We start from the raw sequence: 26,060 nt of genomic DNA on the forward strand, positions 1-26,060 counted from the left end.
ATATAACTTAATGAAAGTTTTTTTATAGTTCTAATGATTTGTTTGATGGTATAATGTTATCATATGCGTTTTTTTTGGAGGAACTATGATTAAAACTCTTAGATTTTGGATACTTACCCTTATTTCTTTTTCATTAATTGCAATATTAATAAGTTCATTTTTTTCAAGTTATATAGTAACAAAGAAAAGTTTAATAGAAAATTCTTTAAAGCAAAATGAAGTATACTCTTTAAAACTTGCACAGCTAACTCAAGAAGTTTTTGCGTCGATGCAAGCAAATTTAGAAGCAAGAAAACCGGATGTCATTGAACATATTGATAACCCTGTGGAGCTTACCAAAATATTAGATCAGTTATTGATTAGTGGCAAAAACTTTAATTCACTTTCTGTTATAGGAAGTGATGCGGTGGCAATAGCTACTTCGCCGAACATAGGAATTGCTGGTAACAAAATAGAATCGCCTGGGGTACTTGAAGCACTAAGGAAAAAATCGAATATTATTTCTAGTCCATATAGAGCCGTCACTGGTAGACTACTAATTTTAGTTTCAACTCCGTTATTTGATGATAAAAATAAATACCTTGGAATGTTAAATGGCACTATTTATTTGGAGGAAGAAAATTTCATTAAAGATATCTTAGCAAAACACTTTAGTGAAGATGGTTCCTATGTATTTGTAGTAGATAAAGAAGGAACTTTAATTTATCATCCAGATATTAAAAGAATTGGTGAAAATGTTAGAGAAAATAAAGTTGTTCAAGATTTAATGAAAAAGCAATCTGGTGCAAAAGAAATTTTCAATACGCAAGGACAACATGTACTTGCAGGATTTTCTTTTATTGAAGCAAGTGATTGGGGTGTTGTTTCACAAACCCCTTACAAGAGTAGCTTAAATCCATTAAGTGGTATTATGCAAAAAATGTTTTTCTATACGATGCCTTTTGTTATAGTATTCTATCTTTTAGCATTCCTGCTATCAGAAAAACTAGCCGCACCATTAAAAAACTTAGCTTTATATACAATGAATTCTAATGTAAATGACCAAAGCTATGAAAAACCGAAGATTTCAACTTGGTATTTCGAGGCTAAACAACTTTCAGAAACAATCGAAAGTTATCGTAAAAAGCAAGAAGAAACTTTAGCAGACTTTAAACATCAATCTTTAACTGATTCTTTAACAGGTCTTAGAAATAGAAGATACTTGGAACTATTGTTTGCAGATTTACTCGAACAAAATAAGTTATTCTCCATGATAATGATTGATATTGACCATTTCAAAAAAGTAAATGACGAGTTTGGTCATCATGCTGGAGATGATGTATTGAAATTTTTGGCAAATCGAATGGTGTCTATCTCAATTGACAAAGGAATCTGTATTAGACTAGGTGGAGAAGAATTTCTAATTGTATTACCGGATGCACCCATACAAGAGGCATACTTAATGGCAGAAAAATTAAGAACAGATATAGAGATGAGTATGCCACCAATAAAGAGAAAAATAACTATTTCTTCAGGTGTTGGTGAATATGATTTAAAGGAAGAAACTTTAAGTGACTTTATGCATCGAGTCGACGAAGCTTTATACGATGCAAAAGCACAAGGAAGAAATAAAACCGTTTTTTCTAAATAAATGTATAAGAGTGGTTTTAGTTTAAAGCTAAAACCACTTTTTTGAGAAGTTTATTGACATTGAACTGAAAATGATTATCATTGTTAAAGAGATATATATATAGAAAGTGGGATACAAATGAAAAAAACAACTATTATTACTTCATTAATTGCAACTGGTATTTTACTTACTGGTTGTGGGAACTCTTCAGAAAAGTCAGATGTAGTAGATAAATCGACCGTTAACACGGTTCAACTGGACAAAGAATTGGATAGTTATAAATCATTTGCCATTGATCAAATAGATCAATTTGTTACTGAAACGGAGAAATTTGTAGAAGCTATTAAAGTTGGAGATATTGAAAAGGCGAAAGAAATTTATCCAAATGCACGTATGTTCTTTGAACGTTCAGAACCAATTGCTGAAAGTTTTGGAGATTTAGATCCACGTATTGATGCAAGACTTGCGGATTTAGAGGATGAAGGGAAAACGAAAAAAGAGTGGTCAGGTTATCATAAGATTGAATATGGACTATGGGTTGAAAACACGACAAAAGGATACGAAGAAGTCGCAGATCAATTATTAAAAGACGCAAAAGAACTTCGTGCACGTGTTGAAACAGTAGATGTTACACCTGATTTAATGATTACTGGTGCAGTTGATTTGTTAAATGAAGTTTCTACTTCTAAAATCACTGGTGAAGAAGAAATTTATTCCCATACAGATTTGTATGATTTTAAAGCGAATATTGAAGGTGCAGAAAAGATCTTCACGATATTAAAAGATCAAATCAATGGGAAAAATGCGGATTTAGTGAAAGAACTGGAACAAAAGTTTGCTAATATTAACAACCTTTTGGCGAAGTATGAAGATGGGAATGGTGGATATATTTCATACGAAAAGCTGACAAAAGAAGATACAAAAGCGCTTTCTGAAGCGGTTAATCAATTGGGAGAACCTTTAAGTCAAATAGGAATTATTCTGGAGTGATATAGATGGACAAAAAGCAAACTGAATCATTTTCTAATAAGAAAATGAATCGAAGACAGATGCTTAAGTTAACCGGAGTAGGTGCTGCTGGGGTTTTGATTGGTGCAACTGGATTTGGTTCTGTTGCTAGTTCGCTAGGCTATTCAGTTGTGGAAGATAATTTGTCGGTATTAAATAAAATTCCTTTTTACGGTAAGTATCAATCAGGTATTTATACGGAAGTTCAACAACATATTTACTTTGCATCTTTAAATGTTATTGCAACATCAAAAGAGGAGTTAAAAGAATTATTTAAAATGTGGACTCCAATGGCTGTAAAAATGATGAACGGGGAAGAAATTGGGGAGCCGACTACTAATTATTTCGTTCCTGCTAAAGATACTGGAGAAGCAGTTGGTCTTTCTGCCTCTAATTTAACGTTAACTTTTGGAGTAGGACCAACTTTGTTCGAGAAGTCAGAACTAGGTATAAAAAATCTTAAGCCAACAGATTTAGTACAATTACCGCATTTTCCAAAAGACCAGTTGGATGAAAACTTTTCAGCTGGCGATATATGTATTCAAGCTTGTGCAGAAGATCCACAAGTTGCGTTTCATGCTGTTCGAAATCTTGTTCGTGCTGCTTCAGGAAAAGTAACGTTAAAATGGACTCAAGCAGGCTTTAATTCATTTCCACAAGGAAATAAAAAAAATACTCCTAGAAATTTATTTGCTTTTAAGGATGGCACTGGAAATCCAGATGTGAAAAATATAAAAGAGATGAATGAAGTTGTTTGGGTTCAACCAAATGATTCTGTTTCATGGATGACTGGTGGAACCTATTTAGTAGCAAGAAAAGTTCAGACACATTTAGAAACTTGGGATCGAACAGCCTTAGGGGATCAGGAAGCAACTTTTGGGCGTCATCGAGATAGCGGTGCCCCGCTTGGGAAAAAAGATGAACATGAAGATATGGAGCTTTCTCGAAGTGATTCGAACGGTAGGCCAGTTGTCCCAATCACTTCTCATGTGCATTTAGCTAAACAAGTAAAGGATCGTTTGTTAAGAAGATCGTTTTCTTATACAAGTGGATTAGATCCGAAGACAGGTATATTTGATGCAGGGCTTCTATTTATTTCCTTCCAAAAAGATCCAAAGCAATTTATTAACATACAAAATAGTTTAGGTCGTGTAGATAAATTAAATGAATATATTACCCATCGAGGCAGTGCAATTTTCGCTTGTTTCCCTGGTATTCAAAAAGGGAGTTTTATAGGTGAATCACTTTTTAAAGCATAAAATATCTATTGTATTATGTGTAGTTTGCATATTATTTGTTGTGCGTTCAGTGCCTGCTCAAGCTACTACTACAGTTGGTGAATTGTATATTACGATTAGTGATGCCATTATGGAATCTAAAAATGAAGATATTACAAAGGCTAAAGACGCACTTAAATCGTTTGAGAAACAATGGAAAGAAATGAATGTCCCGGATAGCGAAGCAGTTAAACAAATTAATGATGCTTATACTCGTGCATTTAAATCTAAAAATGCAGATGAGCGTTTAGCAAATTTACAACAACTTGCAAAAGGTTTAGCTGCACTTGAAAAAGAACAAAATCCAGTAGACGAAAAAATGGAACGAACAAATTTTGGTACAAAAATTCAACCAGCAATTGATAAAATGAATGACATTATTGTTACTAATGATAAAGATGCTATTTTACTAGGATACTCCAAGTTTTTAGCTTCTTGGAAAAAAAATGAACGCCCAGTTAGAGAGTTGGATATTGCAAGTTACGGAAAAATAGAAACTCAAGTAGCTTTTATGCGAATTACGTTAGCAGAAGACAAATTGGATGTAAACCAACTTCAAGGACAGTTTAATGCATTAATTAAAGCAATAAATGACTTTGTTGCTAATAAAGAAGTGAAGGGTACTATCGGAAATTATTCTTTAGGTACCCTAATTGGTTTACTGAAAGAAAGTAAGTATCAAATTAACGAAGGATCTTTTGATGAAGCTGCAAATGAATTAGTGAAGTTTATTGAAATTTGGCCAAACGTTGAAGGAGATATACGGACAAAAAATGCAGGCCTTTATACGAAAATAGAAAGTAATATTCCTCTTCTCGTAAGTGATCTTTCAAAAGATTCAGTTGATAAACAGAAAGTAACTAATTCAATTAATTCATTTATTCAAGAGATTGAACTAATGCAAACTACTTCAGACTATACTTATTGGGATTCTGCCTTAATATTACTTCGTGAAGGTTTGGAAGCATTACTCATCATTATCGCATTGCTTGCTTTCTTAAAAAAGGCAAACCAAGGCAATCAGAAGAAGTGGATTTATTTAGGGGCATTTGCAGGTTTGGTTGTGAGCGCAATTGCTGCTATTATTCTTTCAAGTATTCTACAATCGGTTTCTGCGGGAACGAGTCGGGAATTGATGGAAGGATATGTCGGGTTAGGTGCTGCAGTCCTAATGATAGGAGTTGGGGTTTGGTTACATAATAAATCTAGTATTACCGCGTGGAATAAATATATACAAACCCAAATGAATCATGCTATCTCTACCAGTAGTATTTTATCGATGGCATTTGTCAGTTTTCTATCTGTATTTAGAGAAGGGGCAGAAACAATTATTTTTTATGCAGGTATTGCTCCAAAAATGTCTACGCTTGAGTTAAGTATTGGTATCCTAATTGCTTTGGTTATTCTAGTTGTTTTTGCGGTTGTTTTAATGAAAGTAAGCGGAAAGATACCGATTCATAGATTCTTTATCGTAGCGACTATACTTATTTATATTTTGGCATTTAAAATTATAGGAGTTAGCGTTCATACTTTACAACTAAGAAGTGTAATTCCAATGACAACCGTGGATCATTTATCCGTCATTAGTTCCATTGGCTTTTATCCAACATGGGAAACGGTTATCCCACAAATTTTATTAATTGGTGTTGTTGTTTGGAACTTTCTTCGTAAGAAATAAAAGAAAGAAGTTTTTCTCGCTAACAAACGCGGAAAAACTTCTTTTTTACTTGTTTTTTTTCACGAGAAACAGGATACCTTCTATAATAAGACCGATAACTAATCCAAATGAGGTAAATATAAACAAGGATAGAATTCCAACTAAGTCCCCCCATTCTTCCTTCCCGGAAATAAAGGAGCGGAAAAGTTCGATAAAACCGATTAGTAAACCAGTTGTAAAAATATAATACGCTATTTTCAGTTTATAAAATAACAGAGCACCTGTAAGAGTTCCTACTAAAACAGATATGACTGCAAATGCAATGAAATTTCTGATCACTAAATCTTGGCCTATCACATATTTAACACCAAAAATTAGTAAAAATAATGATATGATAATAGTGATTCCAGCAATTTTTCCATAATTCTTTAACAACATTATCGCCTACTTTCCTATATCTATCATACTGGAAATTATGCGATATTCCAATAAAGTGAACATTAAAGGGGATGAAATCATGGCAGAGCATTTTTTTCAATTAAAAGCAAACTGGCCAGGTGATCGAAATGATATAGGGGAAATTCAAATGAAAAATTTGCAAACGCAAATATCAATTCCTCCAGAAATGGACGGTCCAGGTATAGGTACGAATCCGGATGAAATGCTTCTAGGTGCTGCGGCTACTTGTTATATTATTACTCTTGCGGCAGTGATGGAAAGAAGTAATATTTCCAAAGAATCCTTATCTATGGATTCTACTGCAATTGTGGATGTAACAAATGGAGTATTTACTTATAAAAAAATTGTTCATCGACCTACTATCGTATTAAGAAATGAAAAAGACATGGCAACAATGGAAAAAGTCGCTATAAAAGCAGAGCAGACATGTATGATTAGTAAAGCTCTAAGAGGTAATGTAGTGATTGCGCTTGAACCAACTATATTGTTAGCAAATGATATGTGTTGATTAACTAAAAATATCCAGTTATTCACTAGGTAATTTAGTGAAAAAAACTAGTAACTCGGTATGTAGTCGCTTTTGGATTACTTTGGACTGAACGATTACTGCACCATTACCTAGATTTCTGAATGCGGAGGGATGCGACTTTATTGTATCACTCCGCATTTTTTTTGGTAATCGTGTGGTATTCATTCGTCCATCGCTCTTCTCAGGCACAAATAAACCAATTGCCAAAGCTTTTGGGAATGAAAGAATATCCACTTTCTAATTCATAGAATAAGTAGCCAAAAATGCAATTTTGGTTGCTCAGCCATTCTCTAAAGTTTTTTCGTTTTTTCAGATTAGAAAGAAAGTATCTCTTTTTACTCAGCATCTCCATATGACTAGTAATTCTTAGCAGAAATTAGCAGGGAACGAATTGTAAAAAAGTGTAGAGTTCCCGAAATTGCATCTTCGGGAACTTGCAACCTTCGTAGATCGGCTGCTATTCTCTCATTCTCCAAAAAAGTATTTTTCTCTTTAGCGTTTTAGGAAAGCGACAGACAAATATCCACCCATGCCTATTCTGCGGTAATGATGTAGTGATCATTTCGTCCTGAGATAACCGAAAGGTACAGAAGCAAATGGAGACTTTTACGTTTTACTAACAAGTATATTTTGTAAGTAAGTGGTTGATCAACAGATGTGTTAGCAAATGAATAGTTTCGACAAAATTCTGTTTAATGTATACTGATAATATTCAAATACTTATGAAATGAGGACATTGCTATGACTGGTATGATTGCAGTTATACTTATTTTTTCAGTTCCAATAATAAAAACTATTACTAAACATTTTGAACATAAAGAACAAATAAAAGGACAAAGAGTGAATGCTGAACTGGAACTAGAGAAGTTAAAGTATGAAAACTTTGTGATTGAAACGGAAAAAATGAAGCTACAACTAGAACAGATGAAATTAGAATCACCGGTTGAAGATATTAATAATTTATTAAAATAACCAACCGCTCAGAAAAAAGGTCACTAAAAACTTAAAACTAATATTTATTGAATATATCCACTGAATCTTAACTTCACATAAAAGGATGGAGAAAAATGAAAACACTTTGGACAAACGGTCATATTTTTACAATGCAATCAGATGGAAATACAGTAGAATCCGTCTTGGTAGAAGATGGAAAAATCATTGAAACTGGCTCTGAAGAAACATTATTACCACTTGCAGAAGAAGTAAAATCCTTACAAGGTGCTTCCATGTATCCAGGTTTTGTCGATAGTCATATTCATCTCATTGGTCATGGTGAAAAGTTAGCATATCTTGATTTATCAATGATTAATTCTATTGATAAAATAGTGGATAAAGTAGCAGGACTAGTTAAAAAAGGTGAATGGTACGTTGCTGAAGGTTGGAATGATAATATACTAATAGAGGAAAGACCTATCACTTGTTTTGACCTTGATCATTTGAAAGAGACTCCTATCGTATTAAAGAGAGTATGTAGACATGTATTAGTTGCTAATTCCAAAGCAATGGAACTCGCAGGAATTACGAAAGAAACACCAAATCCAATTGGCGGGATAATTGGTAAAGACAGTGAAGGTAATTTGAATGGATTGTTTTATGATGAAGCACAACAATTAATTACATCTAAAATACCTCCAGCAACTACAGAGTATTTAGTAGAAGTAATTAAAAATAGTGTAGCAGATTTACAATCGAAGGGTTTAACAGGCGTTCACACAGAGGATATGGCATACTATGGACCATATACAGTACCTTTACAGGCATATCGTGAAGTTATAGGTGAAAGTTTTCGTACTCATCTTTTAAGACATCATGAAGCTTTTGAGAAGATGCAGGGGGAGGAACCGACGGACTTTATTGAATTCGGTGCGATGAAAATATTTATCGATGGATCCTTAGGGGGGCGTACTGCGTTGTTGTCAGAAGACTATTCAGATGATCCTGGAAACAAAGGTGTTGCAGTACATGATCCCGAAAAACTAGAACAATTGGTGCAAACAGCTAGAAAATATAATGAAACAATCGCTGTTCATGTAATTGGAGATTCGGCAGTTGAAATCATAATAGACTTAATAGAGAAATATCCTGTAGTATTTGGAAAAAAGGATAGATTAATTCATGTGAATGTTTTACGAGAAGATTTAGTAGAAAGAATGGCGAAATTACCCTTAGTATTGGATCTCCAACCAATTTTTGTTCCTTCCGATTTTCCATGGGTTATCGAAAGGCTGGGGAAAGATCGATTAAACTGGGCATATGCATGGAAATCATTGATTAATTATGGATTCGAGTGCTCAGGAGGATCTGATTCTCCAGTAGAAATGGCAGACCCACTTGTGGGGATAGATGCCGCAGTGAATAATAAATTCCTTCCTGAGCAGGCACTTACAGTATTCGAAGCGATTTCATTATTTACAACTGGAAGTGCAAAAGCAACCGGAAAAGAAAACGAACGCGGGAAAATTGCCAAAGGATTTGATGCGGATTTCACAATAGTGGATAGAGAGTTAAATGCAACAACACTTCTAAAAGCTAATATACTAGAAACGATCGTTGCGGGAGAAACAGTCTACAAGAATAATAATTTAAGAGTAAAGTGAAACGTATGCTGAAATAATGCGTATATAGTATTAACTTACGGAGAGGAGTATGACATAAATGGAAAACACGGGTTTAAAAATATTAATTCATGCTAGCACATGGTTTGCACCATTTTTAGTACCATTTATTATATTTTTGGTAGTAGACGATGACGAAATTAAAAAGCTTTCGATACAAGCGATTCTATTCCAATTGGTTATTGGCGCATTGATTGTTATTTCTGCCATTTTAATAATTTTCTTAATAGGTATTCCTATGATTATTATTTTTGGTATAATGGCATTTGTTGTTCCGATTATCGGAATAGTTAAAGCGATTACTGGAAGCACATTTAATTATCCAATTGTAGGTTCTTGGATTAGATAAAAGGGGAATTTTTATGGCTACAAAAATCGGTATTGATGCGGGTGGAACTTTAACGAAGATAGCTTATTGGGATGAAAAAATGGAACTACATTTACTTAGCTTCCTTTCATCTAATTTTCAAGCAGTAAAGGATTGGATCGATTCTAATCATTCGTTAGCTTCCATTTGCCTTACTGGTGGTCGTGCAGAGCAGTTAAAGAAATATTTGATTTCACAAAAAGATATTCCATATATTGTGGAGTTCGATGCAACAATGGCGGGAGTCAAGCATCAATTAAAACAACAAAATATTCATTGTGAAAAGGCTATTATTGCAAACATTGGCACAGGGACATCTATTCATCTTATGAATGAAAACTCACATAGCAGGCTTGGTGGAACTGGAATCGGTGGTGGAACGTTCATTGGCTTGGGACAAGTATTAACTGGATTATCTAGTTATGAAGAGTTGATTAGCCTATCTAAAATAGGAAATAGATCATCCATTGACATATTAGTCAGCGATATTTATGAAAGCAATAAATTACCGATAAATGGGTCTCTTACTGCAAGTAATTTTGGTGGAGTCGCGTTAAAAACGGCTGAAAAAAGAAGTGAAGCAGATTATTTGTCAGGCATACAAGGTATCATTGGTGAGGTTGTAGCTTCATTATGCATCCAAGCAGCTGACGCATATCATGTAAATAGTATTATCTATATTGGTTCAACATTAGAAAATAACAATTTATTAAAAGAAATAATAAGAAGTTATACACAATTAAAAGATAAAGAACCTATTTTTTTGGGCAAAAATGGATATAGTGGTGCGATTGGTGCTTTATTGGAAAGTAATTAATTTTAATCAGCAAAAGGGTTGCATTAATTAAAAACCCATGTTATATTTAAAGAGGATTATTTTTGTTCGGTTAGTTAGTAGGTGGCAACACTTTTACTTAACAGTGTTGAGCAAGGATAGTAACACAATGTATGCACAACAGCATACGAGGAGGAAATACACATGGAACAAGGTAAAGTAAAATGGTTTAACTCAGAAAAAGGATTCGGATTTATCGAACGCGAAGGCGGAGACGATGTATTCGTACATTTCTCAGCTATCCAAAGCGAAGGTTTCAAATCTCTTGACGAAGGTCAAGAAGTAACTTTTGAAATCGAGCAAGGCCAACGTGGTCTTCAAGCTACTAACGTAGTTAAAGCTTAATTTTAAACCTAAACTTTAACAGACTCTCATTCGAGAGTCTGTTTTTTTGTGTTATGATATGTTATATCATTCGGTAGAGTGGTTATGAACAATGAGGGGATGATTACATGAAAAAGTGGAAAAAAGAAATTACCATACATGCACCAATTGAATACGTTTGGCCGTTTTTTTATGGGGATTTAGAGAAAAAGAAAATGATTTTCCCAAAAGTAATGGATGAAGTATTTACTCAACAAACAGAACAGTTAGTTGGATCAATCATCAGTCAAACGTATCAAATTGGTTCAGTAACCGAACAATATGAAATTACGATTAAAAAGTATGTAAACGAACAGCATTATAAAATCTTTCAGGAAAGTTTTCTATTGAATAATCGTTTTCATATGACAATTGACTATGAATTAGAAGCGCAAAATGATACAACTACAAAATTTATATACACATCGATAAATAAACCTAAAAATCCATTACTTGGAATTTTTCAGTTATTTGGTAACGACGAGGTAGTACGACGTTTTATGAACCGAACAAAAGAGACAATCGAATCTGCATATAAAAATGGGATTCAAACTAATACTAACGAGCTTTTAAAAGAATAGGGTGGTATCTAATCACTCAATAACCAAACCTAATGTACCATATCTCTACATATTCCAAGAGGGCGACGAACAAACAACCGCCACAAGATTACCCGAAAAAATGGATCGTGAAGTGACACGTTCACTTCACGATCCAAAACTTTAATGGTAATAGTGTAGCTAATATGTAGTCCAAAGCACTTGGAAATTGGTAAAGACAAGATGCATTTTAAAGAACGTTTCCGTTTTTCTAAAAAGATAAGAAAGTATAAGTATTATCGTCCTGCGAAACGAGTGTTCGTAGTACTTTAAAGAATTAAATAGTATCACGGATTTCCTTTTCAGGTGGACGCGTTCCTTGGGGGCGCCGCATTCGCGTCGTTTGCGATGCACATCTGTCTCCGAGGAACGAAGGCTAAGAGCGCCACCTTTCACTACAATCCATTAAGCGAGTATTACCAAACAAGAAGACTTGGCCAGCTTTTGCTAAGAGGATGGAATTACTTTAAGTAAACGTAGTAATCATGGCATCCTGTAATCGTTGTTGTATAAGAGATGCTATTTTTAAATTTATTAGCAAGCCCTATATTACAAAGCCTAATTATATGGACTTTTTCAGTGCACTATTTTACTCAAGGTAGTTTTTTTAGCACGGCTTCTCTTGCTAATGCGTGAGCTGCTTTATTTTGATCATCTGGAATCCATTTAATAAAAAACAAGTCGAATGTATCGATTATTACTAATATTTTCTCTAAAATAGCAGCGAATTCTGCATTTTTTGCATATTTTTTTTCGACTGCAGCACAAACTATTTGTGAATCGGTCCTTGCCGAAACGATGGAGGTTGTTAATTTTTGAGCTTCTTCTAATCCTCTTAATAATGCTATAAATTCAGTAGTGTGATTCGTGTAACTACCGATAAATTCGCTTATTTTAATATGATGTCCTTCACCTTTAATAAAGACGCCTATACCACTTGGACCAGGATTACCAGTTGTTGAACCATCAATATATACTTCAAGCATTTTTTATCACCTATTTACAGTTTGTTTTGGTTAGTTCTTTTTTAGTTTGAACTACATGTTGCTCACTTGCAAATAAAATATATGATATTGGACAATCTAATTTAATGTAGGGAGGAGAGTTTCTATGAAAAATAATCAAATAATCGGTGAAATAGATTATTTATTAACGACATATTGTGAAGGTTGTTACTTAAAAGACCTTTTTCGCAAAGAAAAAGGAAAGTTAGCAGCACATAACTTTTGTATTCATGCTTGTACAGTTGGAGAGGAAATTCGAGAAATAGGTGAGAATCTTTGTTCTAAATAAAAAGACCCACGACCATTCGTCGCGGGAAGAACTGTTTCTAACTATTTTTAAATACGTTTGCAGCTTGAGGTCCGCGGTTACCTTCAACAATGTCGAAAGATACATCTTGTCCTTCTTCCAACGCTCGGAATCCATCTCCTTGAATACCTGTAAAATGAACAAATACGTCTTCTCCATCATTGTATTCGATAAACCCATAGCCTTTTTCATTATTAAACCATTTTACTTTCCCCTGTTGCATAAACGTTCCTCCCTTAATCCACTAAATATTCGGATAATGGATAGTTAAACTATACATTAAATGACAGTATTAGTCAATAAAATGTCGAATTTCACTTGATATTTAACGTTTTCACTACGCTTCAAAAATAAAAAGCAAAGGATATAGGTGAAAAAAGTTTTATATCCTCTCTCTATTTAAGTATTACCAAAAATGCAAAAAGAAAATCATTTTACTACCTATTAGTCAATATTGGATTTCGAATGTTTTTTTATGTAGAAACACTAATCGATTAGCGGTCTTTTAATCTTTTATTTTATGTGAAATGAAACAACCTTTGTCAGAAGCATCTTTATACTATTTATTATCATTGAATTTTTTAAAAAAGATAATTCGAATTCGAGATATTTTTCTTGCATTATTATCAATTGAGTAGTAAAGTGATGGCAACGAAAGGGAGTGACAAGCAATATGCAACAAAATACTCGCGGGTCGTTAATATGGTTAAGACTCTCTCGATTCACACATCAAAGTAACTTACTATCAAATGATTTTTTAAAGCCATTTGATTTAACGACTGCACAATTTGATGTATTAATGCAAATTTCAACTTATGAACCATTAACTCAGGGTGAGCTAGCTGAGAAAGTCACAGTTTCGCAAGGCGGTATTTCGCGTATGCTTGCTCGCCTTGATAAAGAGGGACTCATTGCACGCAAGCAAGAGTGGAAAACTAAAAAGATCTCGTTAACGAATAAAGGACGGGAAAAACTAGATAATGCATTTGAAGCTCAGCTTGAATTTCAATCCTCATTCTTTGATGAGTGTTTATCTGATGAAGAACAAAAAACGTTGTATTTACTTATGTCGCGTGTACAAAAAAATAGCGAAAAAAAGAAAATGCCAAAGAAATAATTTTTTTATCATCTCACTTGACTAGTCAAATGATAAATTGGAGGAACAACTTATGTACACAATTTCAGGACATCATCATATTTCAATGATTACAAAAAATGCAAAACAAAATAACCACTTTTATCGTGATGTACTAGGTTTACGTCGTGTAAAAATGACGGTGAACCAAGATGACCCATCGATGTATCACTTATTTTATGGAGATAAAACTGGAAATCCCGGCACAGAGTTATCTTTCTTTGAAATTCCGATTGCTGGTCGCACACACCGAGGCACAAACGCCATCACCCAAATCGGTTTACTTGTTCCATCAGAAGTGAGCTTAACCTATTGGAAAGAACGTTTTGAGGAATTCAACGTGCGGCATCATGACATTACATCGTACGCCAACCGTCCTGCCCTCCACTTTGAAGATGAAGAAGGCTTACGCATGGTGCTTCATGCATCAAGCGGACAAAAGATAAAACAATGGGAAACATGGGAAAAGTCAAACGTGCCCGTAGAACATCAAATTCAAGGCATGGGATCAGTGGAAATAACGGTGCGCCGACTTGAAAAACTAGGGAGTATGCTTACAGAGATGTTTGGCTATACCGAAATATCACGTACGAAAGATGAAGGCATTTTCCAATCAGTACTAGGCGAAGTATTTGGAGAAATCGTTGTGAAATATTTAGAAGGTCCTGCTGAAAAACAGGGACGTGGAAGTATCCATCATTTAGCGATTCGTGTCAAAGACGATGTAGAGCTTTCATACTGGGATAAGCAAGTCCGAGCACGCGGTTTCCAGTCATCTGGAATTGTTGATCGTTTCTATTTTAAAAGCTTATACTTTCGCGAATCAAATGGCATTTTATTTGAAATTGCTACAGATGGACCAGGATTTACAATCGATGGAGATATCGAAACACTTGGTCAAACATTAGATTTACCACCGTTTTTAGAGAATCGTCGTGCTGAAATTGAAGAAAACTTACAACCAATAGAGGAGAATTGATTATGGAGCAATATCGCATCAATCCGACAAAAGGAATGGAATTTGGACTATATTCATTAGGAGATCACATTGCTAACCCTTTAACAGGTGAACGTATCTCTGCACAACAACGTATTAAAGAATTAATTGAAATGGCAAAACTGGCTGAGGACGCAGGGATTGATGTATTCGGTTTAGGAGAAAGTCATCAAACGTACTTTACAACTCAAGCTCATACTGTAATTTTAGGTGCTATTGCACAAGCAACAAGTAAAATTAAAGTTGCAAGCTCTGCAACCGTGCTGAGTGTATCTGATCCTGTACGTTTATATGAGGACTTCGCCACAATTGATTTAATTTCTGACGGTCGAGCAGAAATCATTGCTGGTCGTGGCTCTCGTGTTGGTGCCTATCACTTACTTGGTGTGGATTTACAAGATTATGAGGAAATTTTCGAAGAGAAATTAGAACTACTAAAAAAAATAAACGAAGAAGAACGTGTTACATGGGAAGGCGAGTTCCGTCCACCACTTTTAAATGCAGAAATTCTGCCACAACCCAAAATGGGCTCACTCCCGATTTGGCGTGCTGTAGGAGGGCCACCTGCAAGTGCCATTAAAGCTGGTTATATGGGGATTCCAATGATGCTGACTACTCTAGGTGGACCAGCAATCAACTTTAAGCCTTCTGTCGATGCATATCGTGAGGCAGCTGAGCGAAATGGGTATGATCCAAGTGCACTACCAATTGGAACAACAAGCTTGTTCTATGTAGCAGATACAACAAAAGAAGCATTACAAGGCATGTACCCCCATATTAATAGTGGATTCCAAACGATTCGAGGTGGAGGTTATCCAAAGCAACAATTCGCCCAATCATCTGATACACGTGATGCATTAATGGTTGGTAGTACACAACAAATTGTCGAAAAGCTACTTTACCAAAATGAGCTTTACAGTATGCAACGTTTCATGGCACAAATTGACTTTGGTGGTGTACCTTTCCAGAAAATTATGAAAAACATCGAAATCATCGGAAACGATATAATTCCAGCAATTAAAAAATATACATCCAAATAAGAAGGAGAGATTAACATGAAAATAGTAGCAGTAGCCGGCTCAATTGTCGGCTCTAAAACAAAAATAGCAATGATGAAAGTTGTTGAAATGCTTGAAAATAAATACCCGAAGCATGAAGTTACACTACTAGATTTAACCGACTATAAATTGGAATTTAGTGATGGTCGTAATTATTTTGAATATGAAGGAGATACAAAATACGTTACAGAGACAATAATGGCAGCAGATGCCATTATTATTGGTACGCCAACTTTTCAAGCATCCATACCAGCAACACTAAAAAATATCTTTGACTTACTTCCAGTCAACGCTTTCCGTGATAAAGTCGTGAGTAGTGTCGTGACTGCCGGTACATCGAAGCACTATTTAATGGTGGAGCAACAATTAAAGCCAATCCTAGCATATATGAAAGCGCACATTGTTCCAACGTATGTATTTATTGAAGAAAAAGATTTCTTACGTAAAGAAATTGTGAATGATGATATCCTTTTTCGTCTAGATCGCTTAGTCGAAGATACCATGTTAACAGTTGAAGCTTTTGAGATCATTCGAGCGAAAAAAGACGAAGAATATGATTTTTAATATTTTAACAACTGATTCATTAAAACTGGGATAAAGCTTATTACTGAATTTAATTATTTGTAAGAGAAAAACGATCCATAAGTATCATTGTATGATTATTCGATATAGAATAAAGAATTAAAAGGAATTAATGAAATGGTAAAATTTACACCGACATCTTTGAACTTGCAACATGTAAATTATAAAGTCTTTACCTATCCAGAAGTTATCCAGAAGTTAAGTGTTTCAATGAGACTAGGCAATTGGGAAAAGGAAGAGCTAGAACTAGAACTGAATAACATTCTTTGATTTCCTGATTAATTCCAAATTGTATACATTTTCAAACGAAATTGCCAAAACATCATTCTGAGAGCCGTCTGTTGTGACATCTTATCATTGAGCAAAGCGTTTTGACCGACTAAAAGTTGACCATACTGGCATCTATAGAGCGGTTTGGTAAAAAAGAAATTATCGTTCATAGATTTTGAACATCAACAGTATCAACTGAATTCAGACGAGTTTTATGAAGAGGTTCTTGGGAAAAAGTCCAATTCCAATTGAATATTCGATTGCAGGTTAGGTTCAATTTTTGTTAAATTTGCAGATTTGAAATATTGCAAGCAATTATTAGAAACAATCTTGCAGCTTTGAAGAAATTGATTCAGAAGGAACTTTTTTTTATTTGAAGGAGGTGATGTATAAACGCTGCCAAATTATTGTAGAACGTAATGGGATTTTAATAAATGGAAAAAATGTGATGGTGCATTTCATCACGCTACTTTTATTGTAGAGGATAGTGTAGTAGTAAATGGATGGAATGATCTGAGGAATTGGATTTCAAGCATCGGGTTATGTAAATCGTCACTTCTTTGAATAGCTTTATGAACCAGTTGCTGTACTAATTTTGTTTGAGTTTGCAAGAGAAGGAACAGGATTTATGGGTGATGAGACCTACGAAAAAGATTGTGAAAAACTATTATTGCCACCATTTTTAGAACCAAAACGTGAACAAATAGAGCAGTTAGAAAGGCAAAAAGATAAAGTAAGAAACAAAAAAGAATTACGAAAGAATATGAGGTAAAACAATGAGTTTTATTAAGAAATTATTCGGATCAAACACAAATGAACAGCAAACAGGAGGAAATGACATGTTAAAAATAGGGATCGTTTTAGGAAGTACACGTGAAGGACGCGTTAGTCCACAAGTAGGGAAATGGGTAAAAGAACTTGCAGACAAACGTGGAGACGCTGAATATGAAATCATTGACATCGCAGAATTTAAATTACCACTATTAGGTGAACCCGGTGGTGATGCATCAGGAGCAGCAGCTTGGTCATCAAAAATTAATAGTTGTGATGGATTTGTCTTCATCGTTCAAGAATACAACCATTCAATCACAGGTGCACTAAAAAATGCTTTAGATTACTTACGTGACGAATGGAACAATAAAGCTGCTGGTATAGTATCATACGGTTCAGTAGGCGGGGCTCGTGCAACAGAACATTTACGCGGTATTTTAAGTGAATTACTTGTTGCGCATGTTCGTGTACATCCGGCATTATCACTATTTACTGACTTCGAAAACGGTAATGTATTTAAACCGGCAGACGTTCAAGTAGCTTCAGTAAACCAAATGTTAGACCAAGTTATCCCTTGGACAACTGCATTAAAAACAATACGTTAGAAATTGCAAAAATACTAAAAATAGAAGTACGAATCTAAGCTATGGTTTGTACTTCTATTTTATATTATAGATTGAGTAAGGTCGAACGATCCTGAGTATCACCTAGCGGGCATTGATGCTTTACCGGGATACGGTATATATTTATGAGCTAACAGGTAGTAGCTACACAGTTATTCGTATGCTCTTACTTTTATGTTGATAATGAATATTTTAGCATTCACCTTGGCATATAGGGGTAAAAAGAAATTAGAAAAGCTGATTTGTGAAATTAGTAGTCATGTATTAGTTTTATAGAAATACTATATTAAATTAACACCGTCCAACTAAGGACGGTGTTAATTTGTTTATCTACTCACTTTTTTACAGAAATGCAAAATGAATATGTTTATGAAGGTAATACTGTTGTTGTTACAAAGATTGATCGACTAGTTAGAATAACTATTGAAGATTAGTGCAAATACTAGAGAAATGAAAATCTCTGTCTTTTTTTGAACTAACAACAACAAGAGAATGTAGGCAATTATCCCACACTTAATAGTTTATTCAATAGGTAACACGAGACGAAAAATGGTTTCATTTGGTGAGGTTGATAATAAGAACAATTCACAATGATTAGCTTCTGCGAGTAATCGACTTAATGGTAATCCAAGTCCTAAGCCTTGCTTCATTTTTCTTTAACTGTCTCCTCGATCGATTTCAATATATTTTCTTACTAATAGATCATCGATAAAAATAGTTCTATAACTACTCTTTGTCTTAGGAGAACGTGAACCAATTATGTCTCGTGTGCTTTCAATGGTGATTGTTTTATTATCAATGTCAAAATGACTCCACTGCAAAGCAAGTGCTTCTCCTTTTCTCTAAACACAATATGAGAGTGTTTAGAAGTAAGTATAGTTAGTGATCTCTAAAGATTTTTTTGCACATTCTAGAAATATAGCTAATTCACTAGGAGTATAATAATCTTCTAATTCCGATCTATTCTCATCACTCTAAGTAAAAGTAAATTTTGTAAAACGATTGCATGGTAATCTTTCATCCTCTACTGCAGCATTAATGGCTATTTTTCAGAGGTTATGAAATAGTTGTACAGAAGTCGGTTTAAAATTCGCTTCTAGTACATTCAAAAATTCCCTTTTATAAGTGGTTCTATCTAGCTTTTGTAACTTATAATGACCGATTAAGGACTTCATGTGTAAAACAATTGCAGATTCTCTTCGAACACGTGATTTACCTTTCCAGCTATTCTTATGAGTGTCGTACCAAATATCTAACAATTCCCCAACGGTTATTTGATCGTGTTCCATTTGTCTAGTTTCACCGCGTAATTAAAGCCCGTTGTCTCCTGTTTCACCTGTCATAACGTTACTTCCACATTAATAACTGTGTAAAATCACTATTAAAAGAATATCGTTCAGATTTATTATTCCATAGTAGGAATGCTATCCCAATTTTTTTGTATTACATCTATAAAAGATTGAATTGTTCCTATGTTTTCTTTTTCCTTCATTGTAATGATAGAGGTGTTTACTTTTACCTTTTTCTCGGTAACAAGGATCGGGATTAAATCACCATTGCTAATTTCTTTTTTTATGAAGTCACTGATTAATAACGCTACTCCGATGTTATTTAATACGGCCTTTTTGATCGCATCCAAACTTCCAAACTCGATTACGTTTTGTGATGAGAGTTTTGATTGTTTAAAATATTTACTCATCATCGATTCGAAATAACCGTCAGCTTGATATTTAATTAAGGGAAATTCCGTTAGTAATTGATCTTCTGGGTACATATCGTATAATTCTTTAGAAACCACTAGAACCATGTCTTCTTCTGCAATCACGATGTTTGTAATTCCATTTGTATTTAGGTCCCCCCTAATAATACCTATATCGTATTTGTTTGACTCTATCCCTTTTATAACTTCATCACTGTTACAGGAAATCAACTTTATCTGTACTTGAGGATATAGCTTCAGGTATTCAGAAATGACATAAGGAAAATAATAGGAACAATAGCTTTCACCAGCGGCAATCGTTACATTGCCATATGTATTTGAAAGTTCGGCGAATGATGATTCCATCTCCTCTACTATGGAAAAAAGTTGTTTCGTGTATGTTTTAAGGATTTCACCTGCAGGTGTCAAAAAAGTCTTCTTTCCTATCCGTATAAATAGTTGCTGTTTCAATTCTTGTTCAAGCGACTGAATTTGTACAGTTACAGCAGGTTGAGTGAAGTTCAGCTGTTGCGCAGCCTTTGTAAAATTTAAGTACTCTGCTGCAAATTGGAAAGTTTTCAGATGTCTTAATTCCATTTAAACTCTACTCCATATTATCAGATTTTTCGAACTGGTTTATACGTACAGTGCTGAGTATCGATAAAAAACTGTTATGGTTTCCATAATATCTTTTGATTTTACTGTAAACTCGTAAAAACGTAAAGTATTCATATAAGCTGTAGCAGCCAAGAAAACGACCTAAAGCCGCTTATATTATTTATATTAGGGAGGAAAATCCAGATGAAATTTTCACAAACTATTGTACGCAAAATTAGCAAGAGCTTTGTAAACGGTTTAACAACCGTAGATTTAGGTAAACCCGATTATGAAAAAGCATTTGAACAACACAGCAGCTATGTAGAGGCACTGAAACAATGCGGTGTAAAAGTAACCGTCCTTGAGGCAGATGAGCGTTTTCCTGACTCTACTTTTGTAGAAGACACTGCGATTCTTACTGAAAAATGTGCCATTATTACAAATCCTGGCGCAGAAAGTCGCAATGGGGAAATTATAGAAATACAAGAAGTACTATCGAATTTCTACGACGAGATAGAGTTAATTCTAGAGCCGGGTACACTTGATGGTGGCGACGTAATGCAGGTAGATAACCATTTTTATATTGGTCTTTCCAACCGAACAAATGAAGAAGGGGCGAGACAGCTTAAAGAAATTTTAGAGAAGTACGATTATAGTGCAACGATTGTGCCTGTAGAAAAGTTTTTTCACTTTAAGACAGGGATATCCTACATAGGGGACAACACTCTAGTGCTAGCAGGGGAATTCATCGACAAAGATTTGTTCAGAGATTTTAACAAGATCATCGTCAATGAAGAAGAGGAGTATGCGGCTAACTGCATTCGTATCAACGACTATGTGATTATCCCAAAAGGATACGAGGAGACAAAGAAAAAGATTGTTGCTGCTGGTTATTCCGTTATTGAGGTGGGAATGTCTGAGTTCGTCAAGCAGGATGGTGGATTAACTTGCCTATCTTTACGATTCTAAATGGGCTACTAGAATAATATAAGAGACACCATAACTCAAAACCTCTTTTACGAGAGAGCAACTTTATAAAGTGTGGGAACATAGGACACTTGTGAAGTATCGACAATGTAATTAAGCATTTTTGAAAAAAATAAAGAGCGTTTATAAATCGAGAGCTATTTTTTCTTATTGTGCTAACGGGTGCTTAGTTGAACCAACGAATGAAAAACAAATAAGAAATGGCTTAGTTAACTGTCACTGAGTCATTCCTTATTTTATTTACAAAAAGCACCACAAATGCGATGCAGCTAGTTGTGCATATTTACTTACGTTTTTAGTACGAATTTAGGTTTTCTAATAGAAAATTGAACCTGTTATAAGGGTTTCTTTTAAATTTCTCTTTATATAGTTTTTCGTAAAATTCATCTAAGGTCAGTTTTCCTTTTTTTAGAATTGCATTATCTACAAGCAGGGACAATATTTTCTATCTTATCTAATCCTCCTTTTGAAATACGTATTATATGATCTCTTTTACGCTGTTTCTTCCCTGGTATTTTTGTCATTCGTACTCCGAAATAGAAGCATAGGTTATCATTTTTTTGGAAGTTCTATCCATTCGGTGAAATAATGTTCAACGACCATGTTTCTCTCTCGTTTCATCTTTCCTCTGCGTATTGTGTTTTTAACTTTTGCACTGTTCCGGACAAGCTTACGTCGCATTTCACTTACATGATCAGGATCATCTTTTAAACGATTACCTGGTCCATTGTAATTCCAATGATTTTCGTTAGATTGGTCGTTTCCTTTGCATTTTTGAGAACAGTATTTAGCATTTTTTCTCCATTTGTTATTATGAATTTTAAACTCATTCTGACACATTACACACTTCTTAATCACAAGATTGGTTATGGGTTTTCCTTGACATTCTTTAGAACAATACCTACGTTTTTCAGGACGACTTGATTTAGTTTTATCCTCTTTTTCGCAATAAACACATTTCTTGATAACCGGCTTCCTAAGCCTCCTTCAGTTTTAAAAGAGCGGGGCATACAAAGTTATAATAAGCTAGGTAGTTTCAATTCTGATATTTCTAAAAGTGCCTTGGTTATATATGAATTTGGCGCTTTTTTATTTGTCAGCAGTAGAAACCGCATTTTATCGAGTTTCTCTTTATCTACATGCTGCAATGGTCAAGATGGTTTGTTTATATTTAAACAACTTCCTCGACTTCACGTAGAATTTGTAGGAAGAGCAGAGGCAACGGAACTAATACATAACCTAATCCTTCCTTCATAATTATATCCCATGCTTTTTCGCTATTGTTAAACATAAACATGAAGCATGCTCCACCAATATTACCGAACCAAAAGGAAAGGAAATAGCTACTATTATCTGAACTAACGAATCCTAAACCGTCGCCAACATATTAAGTGAGGCATCAGCGATTAAGTCTGTACTTTAGGGTATAGGTATGGTCATCACAGTGTAGGATATGGGTATAATTGTACTAGTACGGCTAATGTAGGTTCTCTACTGGTGCGGATACTGGTATGATTTTGGAGGAATAAGCATCAGGTGCTGTTAAAAATTATCGAATTGAGTATTGGTAGGAATGTAGTAATAACAAGAACCAAAAAAACAACCATAATACGTTTATTAAAAAGATGACCAAGTAATGAAAGAAGGTCAATTGATCAGCCACTAGGGTTTAATAATAATTAAAGATTAGATGATGACAAGATTCTTTGAATAATATATTTTATATAGAATCAAACATAAAATTTTCACTTCACAAACAACCCATGAATACCCCAATATTAAAAATAAAACATGAAATCACATGATAAACTATTTCAACAAGTATCTCTATGTCACTGTTTTCATGGACTTTATGACTTTTAAAAACAGGACGGAATATGATCAGAACAAAAGTTCGCCTATGGAAATTTACAAAGAGCCATCTAATATTGGTAGGTTTTTTATTTCAAAAAAAAAATGACTCAATTATACTTACACATTCCTGTAAATACACCGCCATTTATATAATCATTAGCACTAATAACCTGTTTTTTAATACTTTGTCTGGCATTGTATTATTTATAGTGTTTCTCCGAAAACGTTGGTATTACAAGGATTTGGCAATATAAAACATCTTATTACAGTTTATCTATGTTATTGTATATAATGGAGAGAATGAATCCGGTTAAGGAGAAAGATGTATGAATACATTAGAGCAATGCGAATTATTAGTAATAGAAGTGTACAAGCATTTTGATGCAAGTCACGACTTTCAACATATTGAGAGAGTGCGAAAGAATGCATTAGAGATATTAGAAACTATCGATAATGCAGACCAAGAAGTTGTGGAGCTTGCTGTTTTACTGCATGATGTAAGTGATCCGAAATATGCAAAAGATCATTTGAAATCAGAAGAAACACGCATCATACAACTATTAAAATTGCCAGATGAAAAAGTAGCTCATATTAAAGAAGTGATAAAATCCGTTTCGTTTAATGGAGGAAATGAACAACAACCTAAAACAATTGAAGCGGAAATTGTTCGAGATGCGGATCGACTAGATGCAATAGGAGCAGTTGGAATTGCTCGAACTTTTGCATATGGCGGCTCACGAGGCAGAAAATTATATGATGCAAGTGAAACTCCTCGAGCAAATATGTCAGCAGAAGAATATCGCACAAAAGACACAGCATCCGTCACACACTTCTATGAAAAGCTACTTCTCTTGTCGGCAGGAATGATAACTGAAAAAGGAAAAGAACTTGCAACAGAAAGACATGCGTTTATGGAACTCTTTCTGCAAAACTTACGTAAAGAAACTGGGGAAATGCTATGAGCCATTTAATTATTTCAAACTTAACGAAAACAGTGGGAGAAAAAACACTTTTTCAAAATATATCCTTTACCATTAATAATCAGAACCATGCAGGATTAATAGGTATAAACGGGACTGGGAAATCTACTTTCCTTTCCATAATTGCGGAGCAGCTTGAAGCGGATTCGATTGACCGAGATCATCCAAACAAATATCGAATTGCTTATCTAGAACAGCAACCGACTTTTGTTAAGGAAGAGACAGTTCTTCAAGCAGTATTTGGAGGAGATTCGCCAATATTAAAGATAAACCGTGAATATGAAGAAGCATTACTTGCATTAATGGAGGATTCAAATTCAACAGTACTACAAAATAAGCTGATGGATTTACAATCACAAATGGACGATTTACAAGCGTGGGACGTAAATGCTCTTGCGAAAACAGCATTAACAAAATTAGGGATTACTCAATTTGAAGATTCCGTTTTGCATTTATCAGGTGGACAACAAAAAAGAGTGGCACTCGCAAAAGTGTTAATTGAACCAGCTGACTTACTACTATTAGATGAACCTACCAACCATCTGGACAAAGAGTCTACAGATTGGTTACAGGAAATGCTACAACGAGTGGAAGGAGCCATTATATTTGTTACACATGATCGTTACTTCTTAGACGCTGTAGCAACTCATATTTATGAGTTAGCAGATAAAACGTTATATACGCACTCTGGTAACTACGCAGATTATTTAGAGTCTAGGGCAATTCGTGAGGAAATGAATGCATCTTCTCAACAGAAATTACAGAATTTGTATCGAAACGAGTTGAAATGGATTCGTAGAGGAGCAAAAGCTAGATCGACGAAACAGAAAGCTCGCAAAGATCGCTTTGAAGAAATTGGTTCAAAAATAGATCGTGATAACTCTAATCAAAATTTAGAGATGGAACTTGTTACGACTCGATTGGGTAAGCAAGTGTTGGAAGGAAAATCTATTTCAAAAGATTTTGGATCCAAAAAAATAGTAGAAGATTTCAATTTCCTTTTACAAGCTGGAGATCGAGTTGGAATTGTAGGTCCTAATGGTGTAGGGAAAAGTACTGTTCTAAAAATGTTAGCAGGAGAACTCCCAATGGATGCAGGAGAAATAATTGTGGGTTCAACTGTAAAACTCATGCATTTTACTCAACAACTACCGGAAATGAATGAACAGACGAGAATGATTGAATATGTACGCGAATCATCTAACTTAATTGAAACCGGTTCTGGAGAGAAATTTTCAGCTGCACAAATGCTAGAGCGATTTTTGTTCCCGTTAAACACACATGGAACACAAATAGGTAAGCTTTCAGGTGGGGAGAAAAAACGTCTAGTATTATTAAAAATGCTTATGGAGCAACCGAATGTTCTCTTACTCGATGAACCAACAAATGATTTAGATATTCAAACATTATCTGTTTTAGAAGATTTCATGGAAACTTTTCCTGGTGTCATTATTACTATTTCCCATGATCGATTTTTCTTAGATCGTATTGCGAAAAAGCTTTGGGTATTGAGTGGCGATGGCTCAGTGAAAGAATGGTTGGGTATTTACTCGGATTATTTAGAAGAGAAAAAGATAAATCCTACAAAAATCGATGAAGTAAAATTAGAAGAAGTGCAAGCTAAAACGACTAAAGAGAAGAAAAAACTTACTTATAAAGAGCAACGCGAATGGGAAACAATTGGAGCAGATATTGAGAAAATGGAAATACTAATTGTTGAATTAGAAGAAAGTTTGGCAAAGGCTGGTTCTGATTTTACACTTCTTCAAGAGGTAACTGTAAAATTGGATAATGCAAACAAAAAATATGAGCAACTAATCGAGCGCTGGTCATACCTAGAGGAAATTGTTAATAGTTGATTTTTATGGAGGGGAACTA

The 26,060-nt window shown here is 34.5% G+C and carries 32 protein-coding genes; 22 read left to right on the forward strand and 10 right to left on the reverse strand.

The features are described from left to right. The first annotated feature begins 85 nt into the window (after positions 1–85). From PB01_RS08295 to PB01_RS08310, 4 genes are all read left to right on the forward strand, one after another. On the forward strand, positions 86–1,630 hold the full coding sequence (locus PB01_RS08295; RefSeq protein ID WP_151699775.1) for a sensor domain-containing diguanylate cyclase: 1,545 nt from the start codon (positions 86–88) through the stop codon (positions 1,628–1,630). A 117-nt stretch (positions 1,631–1,747) separates the two neighbouring features. Then, positions 1,748–2,599: an iron uptake system protein EfeO gene (gene efeO / locus PB01_RS08300; protein WP_151699776.1), complete on the forward strand. Its 852-nt coding sequence runs from the start codon at positions 1,748–1,750 to the stop codon at positions 2,597–2,599. Between the two features lie 5 nt (positions 2,600–2,604). Further along, positions 2,605–3,876 (forward strand): iron uptake transporter deferrochelatase/peroxidase subunit, encoded by a 1,272-nt coding sequence (efeB, locus tag PB01_RS08305; protein ID WP_151699777.1) that lies wholly within the window; start codon positions 2,605–2,607, stop codon positions 3,874–3,876. Further along, positions 3,854–5,572: an FTR1 family protein gene (locus PB01_RS08310; RefSeq protein WP_151699778.1), complete on the forward strand. Its 1,719-nt coding sequence runs from the start codon at positions 3,854–3,856 to the stop codon at positions 5,570–5,572. Before efeB ends, PB01_RS08310 begins: the two co-directional genes overlap by 23 nt. Positions 5,573–5,617: 45 nt before the next feature. On the opposite strand, the gene PB01_RS08315 is transcribed toward PB01_RS08310, so the two are convergent. After that, positions 5,618–5,989 (reverse strand): hypothetical protein, encoded by a 372-nt coding sequence (locus tag PB01_RS08315; RefSeq protein WP_225986215.1) that lies wholly within the window; start codon positions 5,987–5,989, stop codon positions 5,618–5,620. Positions 5,990–6,068: 79 nt separating this feature from the next. Between PB01_RS08315 and PB01_RS08320 the strand changes: the two genes are divergently transcribed. From PB01_RS08320 to PB01_RS08350, 7 genes are all read left to right on the forward strand, one after another. Then, the gene (locus PB01_RS08320) at positions 6,069–6,518 is read left to right on the forward strand and encodes an OsmC family protein (protein WP_151699780.1); all 450 of its coding nucleotides are present in this window, start codon (positions 6,069–6,071) and stop codon (positions 6,516–6,518) included. 762 nt (positions 6,519–7,280) lie between these two features. After that, positions 7,281–7,511, forward strand: coding sequence for a hypothetical protein (locus PB01_RS08325; protein ID WP_151699781.1), 231 nt, complete (start codon positions 7,281–7,283; stop codon positions 7,509–7,511). A gap of 95 nt (positions 7,512–7,606) precedes the next feature. Continuing rightward, complete coding sequence (locus PB01_RS08330; protein ID WP_151699782.1) at positions 7,607–9,136, forward strand: amidohydrolase; 1,530 nt, start codon at positions 7,607–7,609, stop codon at positions 9,134–9,136. A gap of 58 nt (positions 9,137–9,194) precedes the next feature. After that, a complete protein-coding gene (locus PB01_RS08335; RefSeq protein WP_151699783.1) occupies positions 9,195–9,503 on the forward strand; it encodes a DUF4870 domain-containing protein in 309 nt (102 codons plus the stop codon). A gap of 13 nt (positions 9,504–9,516) precedes the next feature. Then, a complete protein-coding gene (coaW, locus tag PB01_RS08340; RefSeq protein ID WP_151699784.1) occupies positions 9,517–10,338 on the forward strand; it encodes a type II pantothenate kinase in 822 nt (273 codons plus the stop codon). A 162-nt stretch (positions 10,339–10,500) separates the two neighbouring features. Then, the gene (locus PB01_RS08345) at positions 10,501–10,701 is read left to right on the forward strand and encodes a cold-shock protein (RefSeq protein WP_053589685.1); all 201 of its coding nucleotides are present in this window, start codon (positions 10,501–10,503) and stop codon (positions 10,699–10,701) included. A 107-nt stretch (positions 10,702–10,808) separates the two neighbouring features. Then, positions 10,809–11,300 carry an SRPBCC family protein gene (locus PB01_RS08350; RefSeq protein WP_151699785.1) on the forward strand — a complete coding sequence of 164 codons (492 nt, stop codon included), beginning with the start codon at positions 10,809–10,811 and terminating at the stop codon, positions 11,298–11,300. Positions 11,301–11,911: 611 nt separating this feature from the next. Here PB01_RS08350 and PB01_RS08355 read toward each other — a convergent pair. Then, positions 11,912–12,304: a reverse transcriptase-like protein gene (locus tag PB01_RS08355; RefSeq protein WP_151699786.1), complete on the reverse strand. Its 393-nt coding sequence runs from the start codon at positions 12,302–12,304 to the stop codon at positions 11,912–11,914. A 124-nt stretch (positions 12,305–12,428) separates the two neighbouring features. On the opposite strand from PB01_RS08355, the gene PB01_RS08360 reads away from it, so the two are divergent. Further along, positions 12,429–12,611, forward strand: a complete 183-nt coding sequence (locus PB01_RS08360; protein ID WP_151699787.1) for a zinc-finger domain-containing protein — start codon at positions 12,429–12,431, stop codon at positions 12,609–12,611. A 37-nt stretch (positions 12,612–12,648) separates the two neighbouring features. On the opposite strand, the gene PB01_RS08365 is transcribed toward PB01_RS08360, so the two are convergent. Beyond that, positions 12,649–12,852, reverse strand: a complete 204-nt coding sequence (locus PB01_RS08365; protein ID WP_151699788.1) for a cold-shock protein — start codon at positions 12,850–12,852, stop codon at positions 12,649–12,651. Between the two features lie 450 nt (positions 12,853–13,302). Here PB01_RS08365 and PB01_RS08370 point away from each other — a divergent pair, with 450 nt between their 5' ends. The 7 genes from PB01_RS08370 to PB01_RS08395 all read left to right on the forward strand — a co-directional run bounded on the left by PB01_RS08370 (position 13,303) and on the right by PB01_RS08395 (position 18,047). After that, complete coding sequence (locus PB01_RS08370) at positions 13,303–13,746, forward strand: MarR family winged helix-turn-helix transcriptional regulator (RefSeq protein ID WP_151699789.1); 444 nt, start codon at positions 13,303–13,305, stop codon at positions 13,744–13,746. A gap of 52 nt (positions 13,747–13,798) precedes the next feature. Then, a complete protein-coding gene (locus PB01_RS08375) occupies positions 13,799–14,743 on the forward strand; it encodes a ring-cleaving dioxygenase (protein WP_151699790.1) in 945 nt (314 codons plus the stop codon). Positions 14,744–14,745: 2 nt separating this feature from the next. Further along, positions 14,746–15,801: an LLM class flavin-dependent oxidoreductase gene (locus tag PB01_RS08380; RefSeq protein ID WP_151699791.1), complete on the forward strand. Its 1,056-nt coding sequence runs from the start codon at positions 14,746–14,748 to the stop codon at positions 15,799–15,801. 15 nt (positions 15,802–15,816) lie between these two features. Then, entirely contained in the window at positions 15,817–16,383 is a 567-nt protein-coding gene (locus PB01_RS08385) for an NADPH-dependent FMN reductase (protein WP_151699792.1), read from the forward strand. A 135-nt stretch (positions 16,384–16,518) separates the two neighbouring features. Beyond that, positions 16,519–16,671: a hypothetical protein gene (locus PB01_RS20975; RefSeq protein ID WP_192797516.1), complete on the forward strand. Its 153-nt coding sequence runs from the start codon at positions 16,519–16,521 to the stop codon at positions 16,669–16,671. A 595-nt stretch (positions 16,672–17,266) separates the two neighbouring features. Further along, positions 17,267–17,443, forward strand: a complete 177-nt coding sequence (locus tag PB01_RS21305) for a VOC family protein (RefSeq protein ID WP_225986216.1) — start codon at positions 17,267–17,269, stop codon at positions 17,441–17,443. A 4-nt stretch (positions 17,444–17,447) separates the two neighbouring features. Continuing rightward, on the forward strand, positions 17,448–18,047 hold the full coding sequence (locus PB01_RS08395) for an NADPH-dependent FMN reductase (RefSeq protein ID WP_151699793.1): 600 nt from the start codon (positions 17,448–17,450) through the stop codon (positions 18,045–18,047). A 539-nt stretch (positions 18,048–18,586) separates the two neighbouring features. On the opposite strand, the gene PB01_RS21620 is transcribed toward PB01_RS08395, so the two are convergent. The 4 genes from PB01_RS21620 to PB01_RS08410 all read right to left on the reverse strand — a co-directional run bounded on the left by PB01_RS21620 (position 18,587) and on the right by PB01_RS08410 (position 20,361). Further along, positions 18,587–18,715, reverse strand: coding sequence for a hypothetical protein (locus PB01_RS21620; protein WP_264158173.1), 129 nt, complete (start codon positions 18,713–18,715; stop codon positions 18,587–18,589). Between the two features lie 6 nt (positions 18,716–18,721). Then, entirely contained in the window at positions 18,722–18,886 is a 165-nt protein-coding gene (locus tag PB01_RS21310; protein WP_225986217.1) for a site-specific integrase, read from the reverse strand. 228 nt (positions 18,887–19,114) lie between these two features. After that, complete coding sequence (locus PB01_RS21315) at positions 19,115–19,354, reverse strand: tyrosine-type recombinase/integrase (protein WP_225986218.1); 240 nt, start codon at positions 19,352–19,354, stop codon at positions 19,115–19,117. A 116-nt stretch (positions 19,355–19,470) separates the two neighbouring features. Continuing rightward, a complete protein-coding gene (locus tag PB01_RS08410) occupies positions 19,471–20,361 on the reverse strand; it encodes a LysR family transcriptional regulator (RefSeq protein WP_151699794.1) in 891 nt (296 codons plus the stop codon). Between the two features lie 204 nt (positions 20,362–20,565). On the opposite strand from PB01_RS08410, the gene PB01_RS08415 reads away from it, so the two are divergent. Continuing rightward, positions 20,566–21,330: a dimethylarginine dimethylaminohydrolase family protein gene (locus PB01_RS08415; protein WP_151699795.1), complete on the forward strand. Its 765-nt coding sequence runs from the start codon at positions 20,566–20,568 to the stop codon at positions 21,328–21,330. Positions 21,331–21,767: 437 nt separating this feature from the next. Here PB01_RS08415 and PB01_RS21905 read toward each other — a convergent pair whose 3' ends face one another. The 3 genes from PB01_RS21905 to PB01_RS21625 all read right to left on the reverse strand — a co-directional run bounded on the left by PB01_RS21905 (position 21,768) and on the right by PB01_RS21625 (position 22,645). Continuing rightward, complete coding sequence (locus tag PB01_RS21905) at positions 21,768–21,872, reverse strand: HNH endonuclease (RefSeq protein WP_151699796.1); 105 nt, start codon at positions 21,870–21,872, stop codon at positions 21,768–21,770. 28 nt (positions 21,873–21,900) lie between these two features. After that, positions 21,901–22,188, reverse strand: coding sequence for a hypothetical protein (locus tag PB01_RS08425; protein ID WP_225986219.1), 288 nt, complete (start codon positions 22,186–22,188; stop codon positions 21,901–21,903). Between the two features lie 331 nt (positions 22,189–22,519). Then, positions 22,520–22,645 carry a hypothetical protein gene (locus PB01_RS21625; RefSeq protein ID WP_264158174.1) on the reverse strand — a complete coding sequence of 42 codons (126 nt, stop codon included), beginning with the start codon at positions 22,643–22,645 and terminating at the stop codon, positions 22,520–22,522. 883 nt (positions 22,646–23,528) lie between these two features. Between PB01_RS21625 and PB01_RS08430 the strand changes: the two genes are divergently transcribed. Both PB01_RS08430 and PB01_RS08435 read left to right on the forward strand, forming a co-directional pair. Then, entirely contained in the window at positions 23,529–24,164 is a 636-nt protein-coding gene (locus PB01_RS08430) for an HD domain-containing protein (protein ID WP_151699798.1), read from the forward strand. Next, positions 24,161–26,041 carry an ABC-F family ATP-binding cassette domain-containing protein gene (locus tag PB01_RS08435; protein WP_151699799.1) on the forward strand — a complete coding sequence of 627 codons (1,881 nt, stop codon included), beginning with the start codon at positions 24,161–24,163 and terminating at the stop codon, positions 26,039–26,041. The genes PB01_RS08430 and PB01_RS08435 overlap by 4 nt, the downstream gene beginning before the upstream one ends. Positions 26,042–26,060: the final 19 nt, after the last annotated feature.

Source organism: Psychrobacillus glaciei (assembly GCF_008973485.1).
GTDB classification, from domain to species: domain Bacteria; phylum Bacillota; class Bacilli; order Bacillales_A; family Planococcaceae; genus Psychrobacillus; species Psychrobacillus glaciei.

Coding starts and splice junctions, on each gene's coding strand:
- PB01_RS08315 (WP_225986215.1), bottom strand. CDS start 5,989: ATGTTGTTAAAGAATTATGGAAAAATTGCTGGAATCACTATTATCATA.
- PB01_RS08320 (WP_151699780.1), top strand. CDS start 6,069: ATGGCAGAGCATTTTTTTCAATTAAAAGCAAACTGGCCAGGTGATCGA.
- PB01_RS08375 (WP_151699790.1), top strand. CDS start 13,799: ATGTACACAATTTCAGGACATCATCATATTTCAATGATTACAAAAAAT.
- PB01_RS21905 (WP_151699796.1), bottom strand. CDS start 21,872: ATGACAAAAATACCAGGGAAGAAACAGCGTAAAAGAGATCATATAATA.
- PB01_RS08430 (WP_151699798.1), top strand. CDS start 23,529: ATGAATACATTAGAGCAATGCGAATTATTAGTAATAGAAGTGTACAAG.
- efeO (WP_151699776.1), top strand. CDS start 1,748: ATGAAAAAAACAACTATTATTACTTCATTAATTGCAACTGGTATTTTA.
- PB01_RS08360 (WP_151699787.1), top strand. CDS start 12,429: ATGAAAAATAATCAAATAATCGGTGAAATAGATTATTTATTAACGACA.
- PB01_RS21625 (WP_264158174.1), bottom strand. CDS start 22,645: ATGTTTATGTTTAACAATAGCGAAAAAGCATGGGATATAATTATGAAG.
- coaW (WP_151699784.1), top strand. CDS start 9,517: ATGGCTACAAAAATCGGTATTGATGCGGGTGGAACTTTAACGAAGATA.
- PB01_RS08355 (WP_151699786.1), bottom strand. CDS start 12,304: ATGCTTGAAGTATATATTGATGGTTCAACAACTGGTAATCCTGGTCCA.
- PB01_RS08335 (WP_151699783.1), top strand. CDS start 9,195: ATGGAAAACACGGGTTTAAAAATATTAATTCATGCTAGCACATGGTTT.
- PB01_RS20975 (WP_192797516.1), top strand. CDS start 16,519: ATGGTAAAATTTACACCGACATCTTTGAACTTGCAACATGTAAATTAT.
- PB01_RS08325 (WP_151699781.1), top strand. CDS start 7,281: ATGACTGGTATGATTGCAGTTATACTTATTTTTTCAGTTCCAATAATA.
- PB01_RS08295 (WP_151699775.1), top strand. CDS start 86: ATGATTAAAACTCTTAGATTTTGGATACTTACCCTTATTTCTTTTTCA.
- PB01_RS08395 (WP_151699793.1), top strand. CDS start 17,448: ATGAGTTTTATTAAGAAATTATTCGGATCAAACACAAATGAACAGCAA.
- PB01_RS08365 (WP_151699788.1), bottom strand. CDS start 12,852: ATGCAACAGGGGAAAGTAAAATGGTTTAATAATGAAAAAGGCTATGGG.
- PB01_RS08425 (WP_225986219.1), bottom strand. CDS start 22,188: ATGTGTCAGAATGAGTTTAAAATTCATAATAACAAATGGAGAAAAAAT.
- efeB (WP_151699777.1), top strand. CDS start 2,605: ATGGACAAAAAGCAAACTGAATCATTTTCTAATAAGAAAATGAATCGA.
- PB01_RS08380 (WP_151699791.1), top strand. CDS start 14,746: ATGGAGCAATATCGCATCAATCCGACAAAAGGAATGGAATTTGGACTA.
- PB01_RS08410 (WP_151699794.1), bottom strand. CDS start 20,361: ATGGAATTAAGACATCTGAAAACTTTCCAATTTGCAGCAGAGTACTTA.
- PB01_RS21315 (WP_225986218.1), bottom strand. CDS start 19,354: ATGGAACACGATCAAATAACCGTTGGGGAATTGTTAGATATTTGGTAC.
- PB01_RS08415 (WP_151699795.1), top strand. CDS start 20,566: ATGAAATTTTCACAAACTATTGTACGCAAAATTAGCAAGAGCTTTGTA.
- PB01_RS08385 (WP_151699792.1), top strand. CDS start 15,817: ATGAAAATAGTAGCAGTAGCCGGCTCAATTGTCGGCTCTAAAACAAAA.
- PB01_RS08350 (WP_151699785.1), top strand. CDS start 10,809: ATGAAAAAGTGGAAAAAAGAAATTACCATACATGCACCAATTGAATAC.
- PB01_RS08435 (WP_151699799.1), top strand. CDS start 24,161: ATGAGCCATTTAATTATTTCAAACTTAACGAAAACAGTGGGAGAAAAA.
- PB01_RS08345 (WP_053589685.1), top strand. CDS start 10,501: ATGGAACAAGGTAAAGTAAAATGGTTTAACTCAGAAAAAGGATTCGGA.
- PB01_RS08370 (WP_151699789.1), top strand. CDS start 13,303: ATGCAACAAAATACTCGCGGGTCGTTAATATGGTTAAGACTCTCTCGA.
- PB01_RS21620 (WP_264158173.1), bottom strand. CDS start 18,715: ATGAAGCAAGGCTTAGGACTTGGATTACCATTAAGTCGATTACTCGCA.
- PB01_RS08330 (WP_151699782.1), top strand. CDS start 7,607: ATGAAAACACTTTGGACAAACGGTCATATTTTTACAATGCAATCAGAT.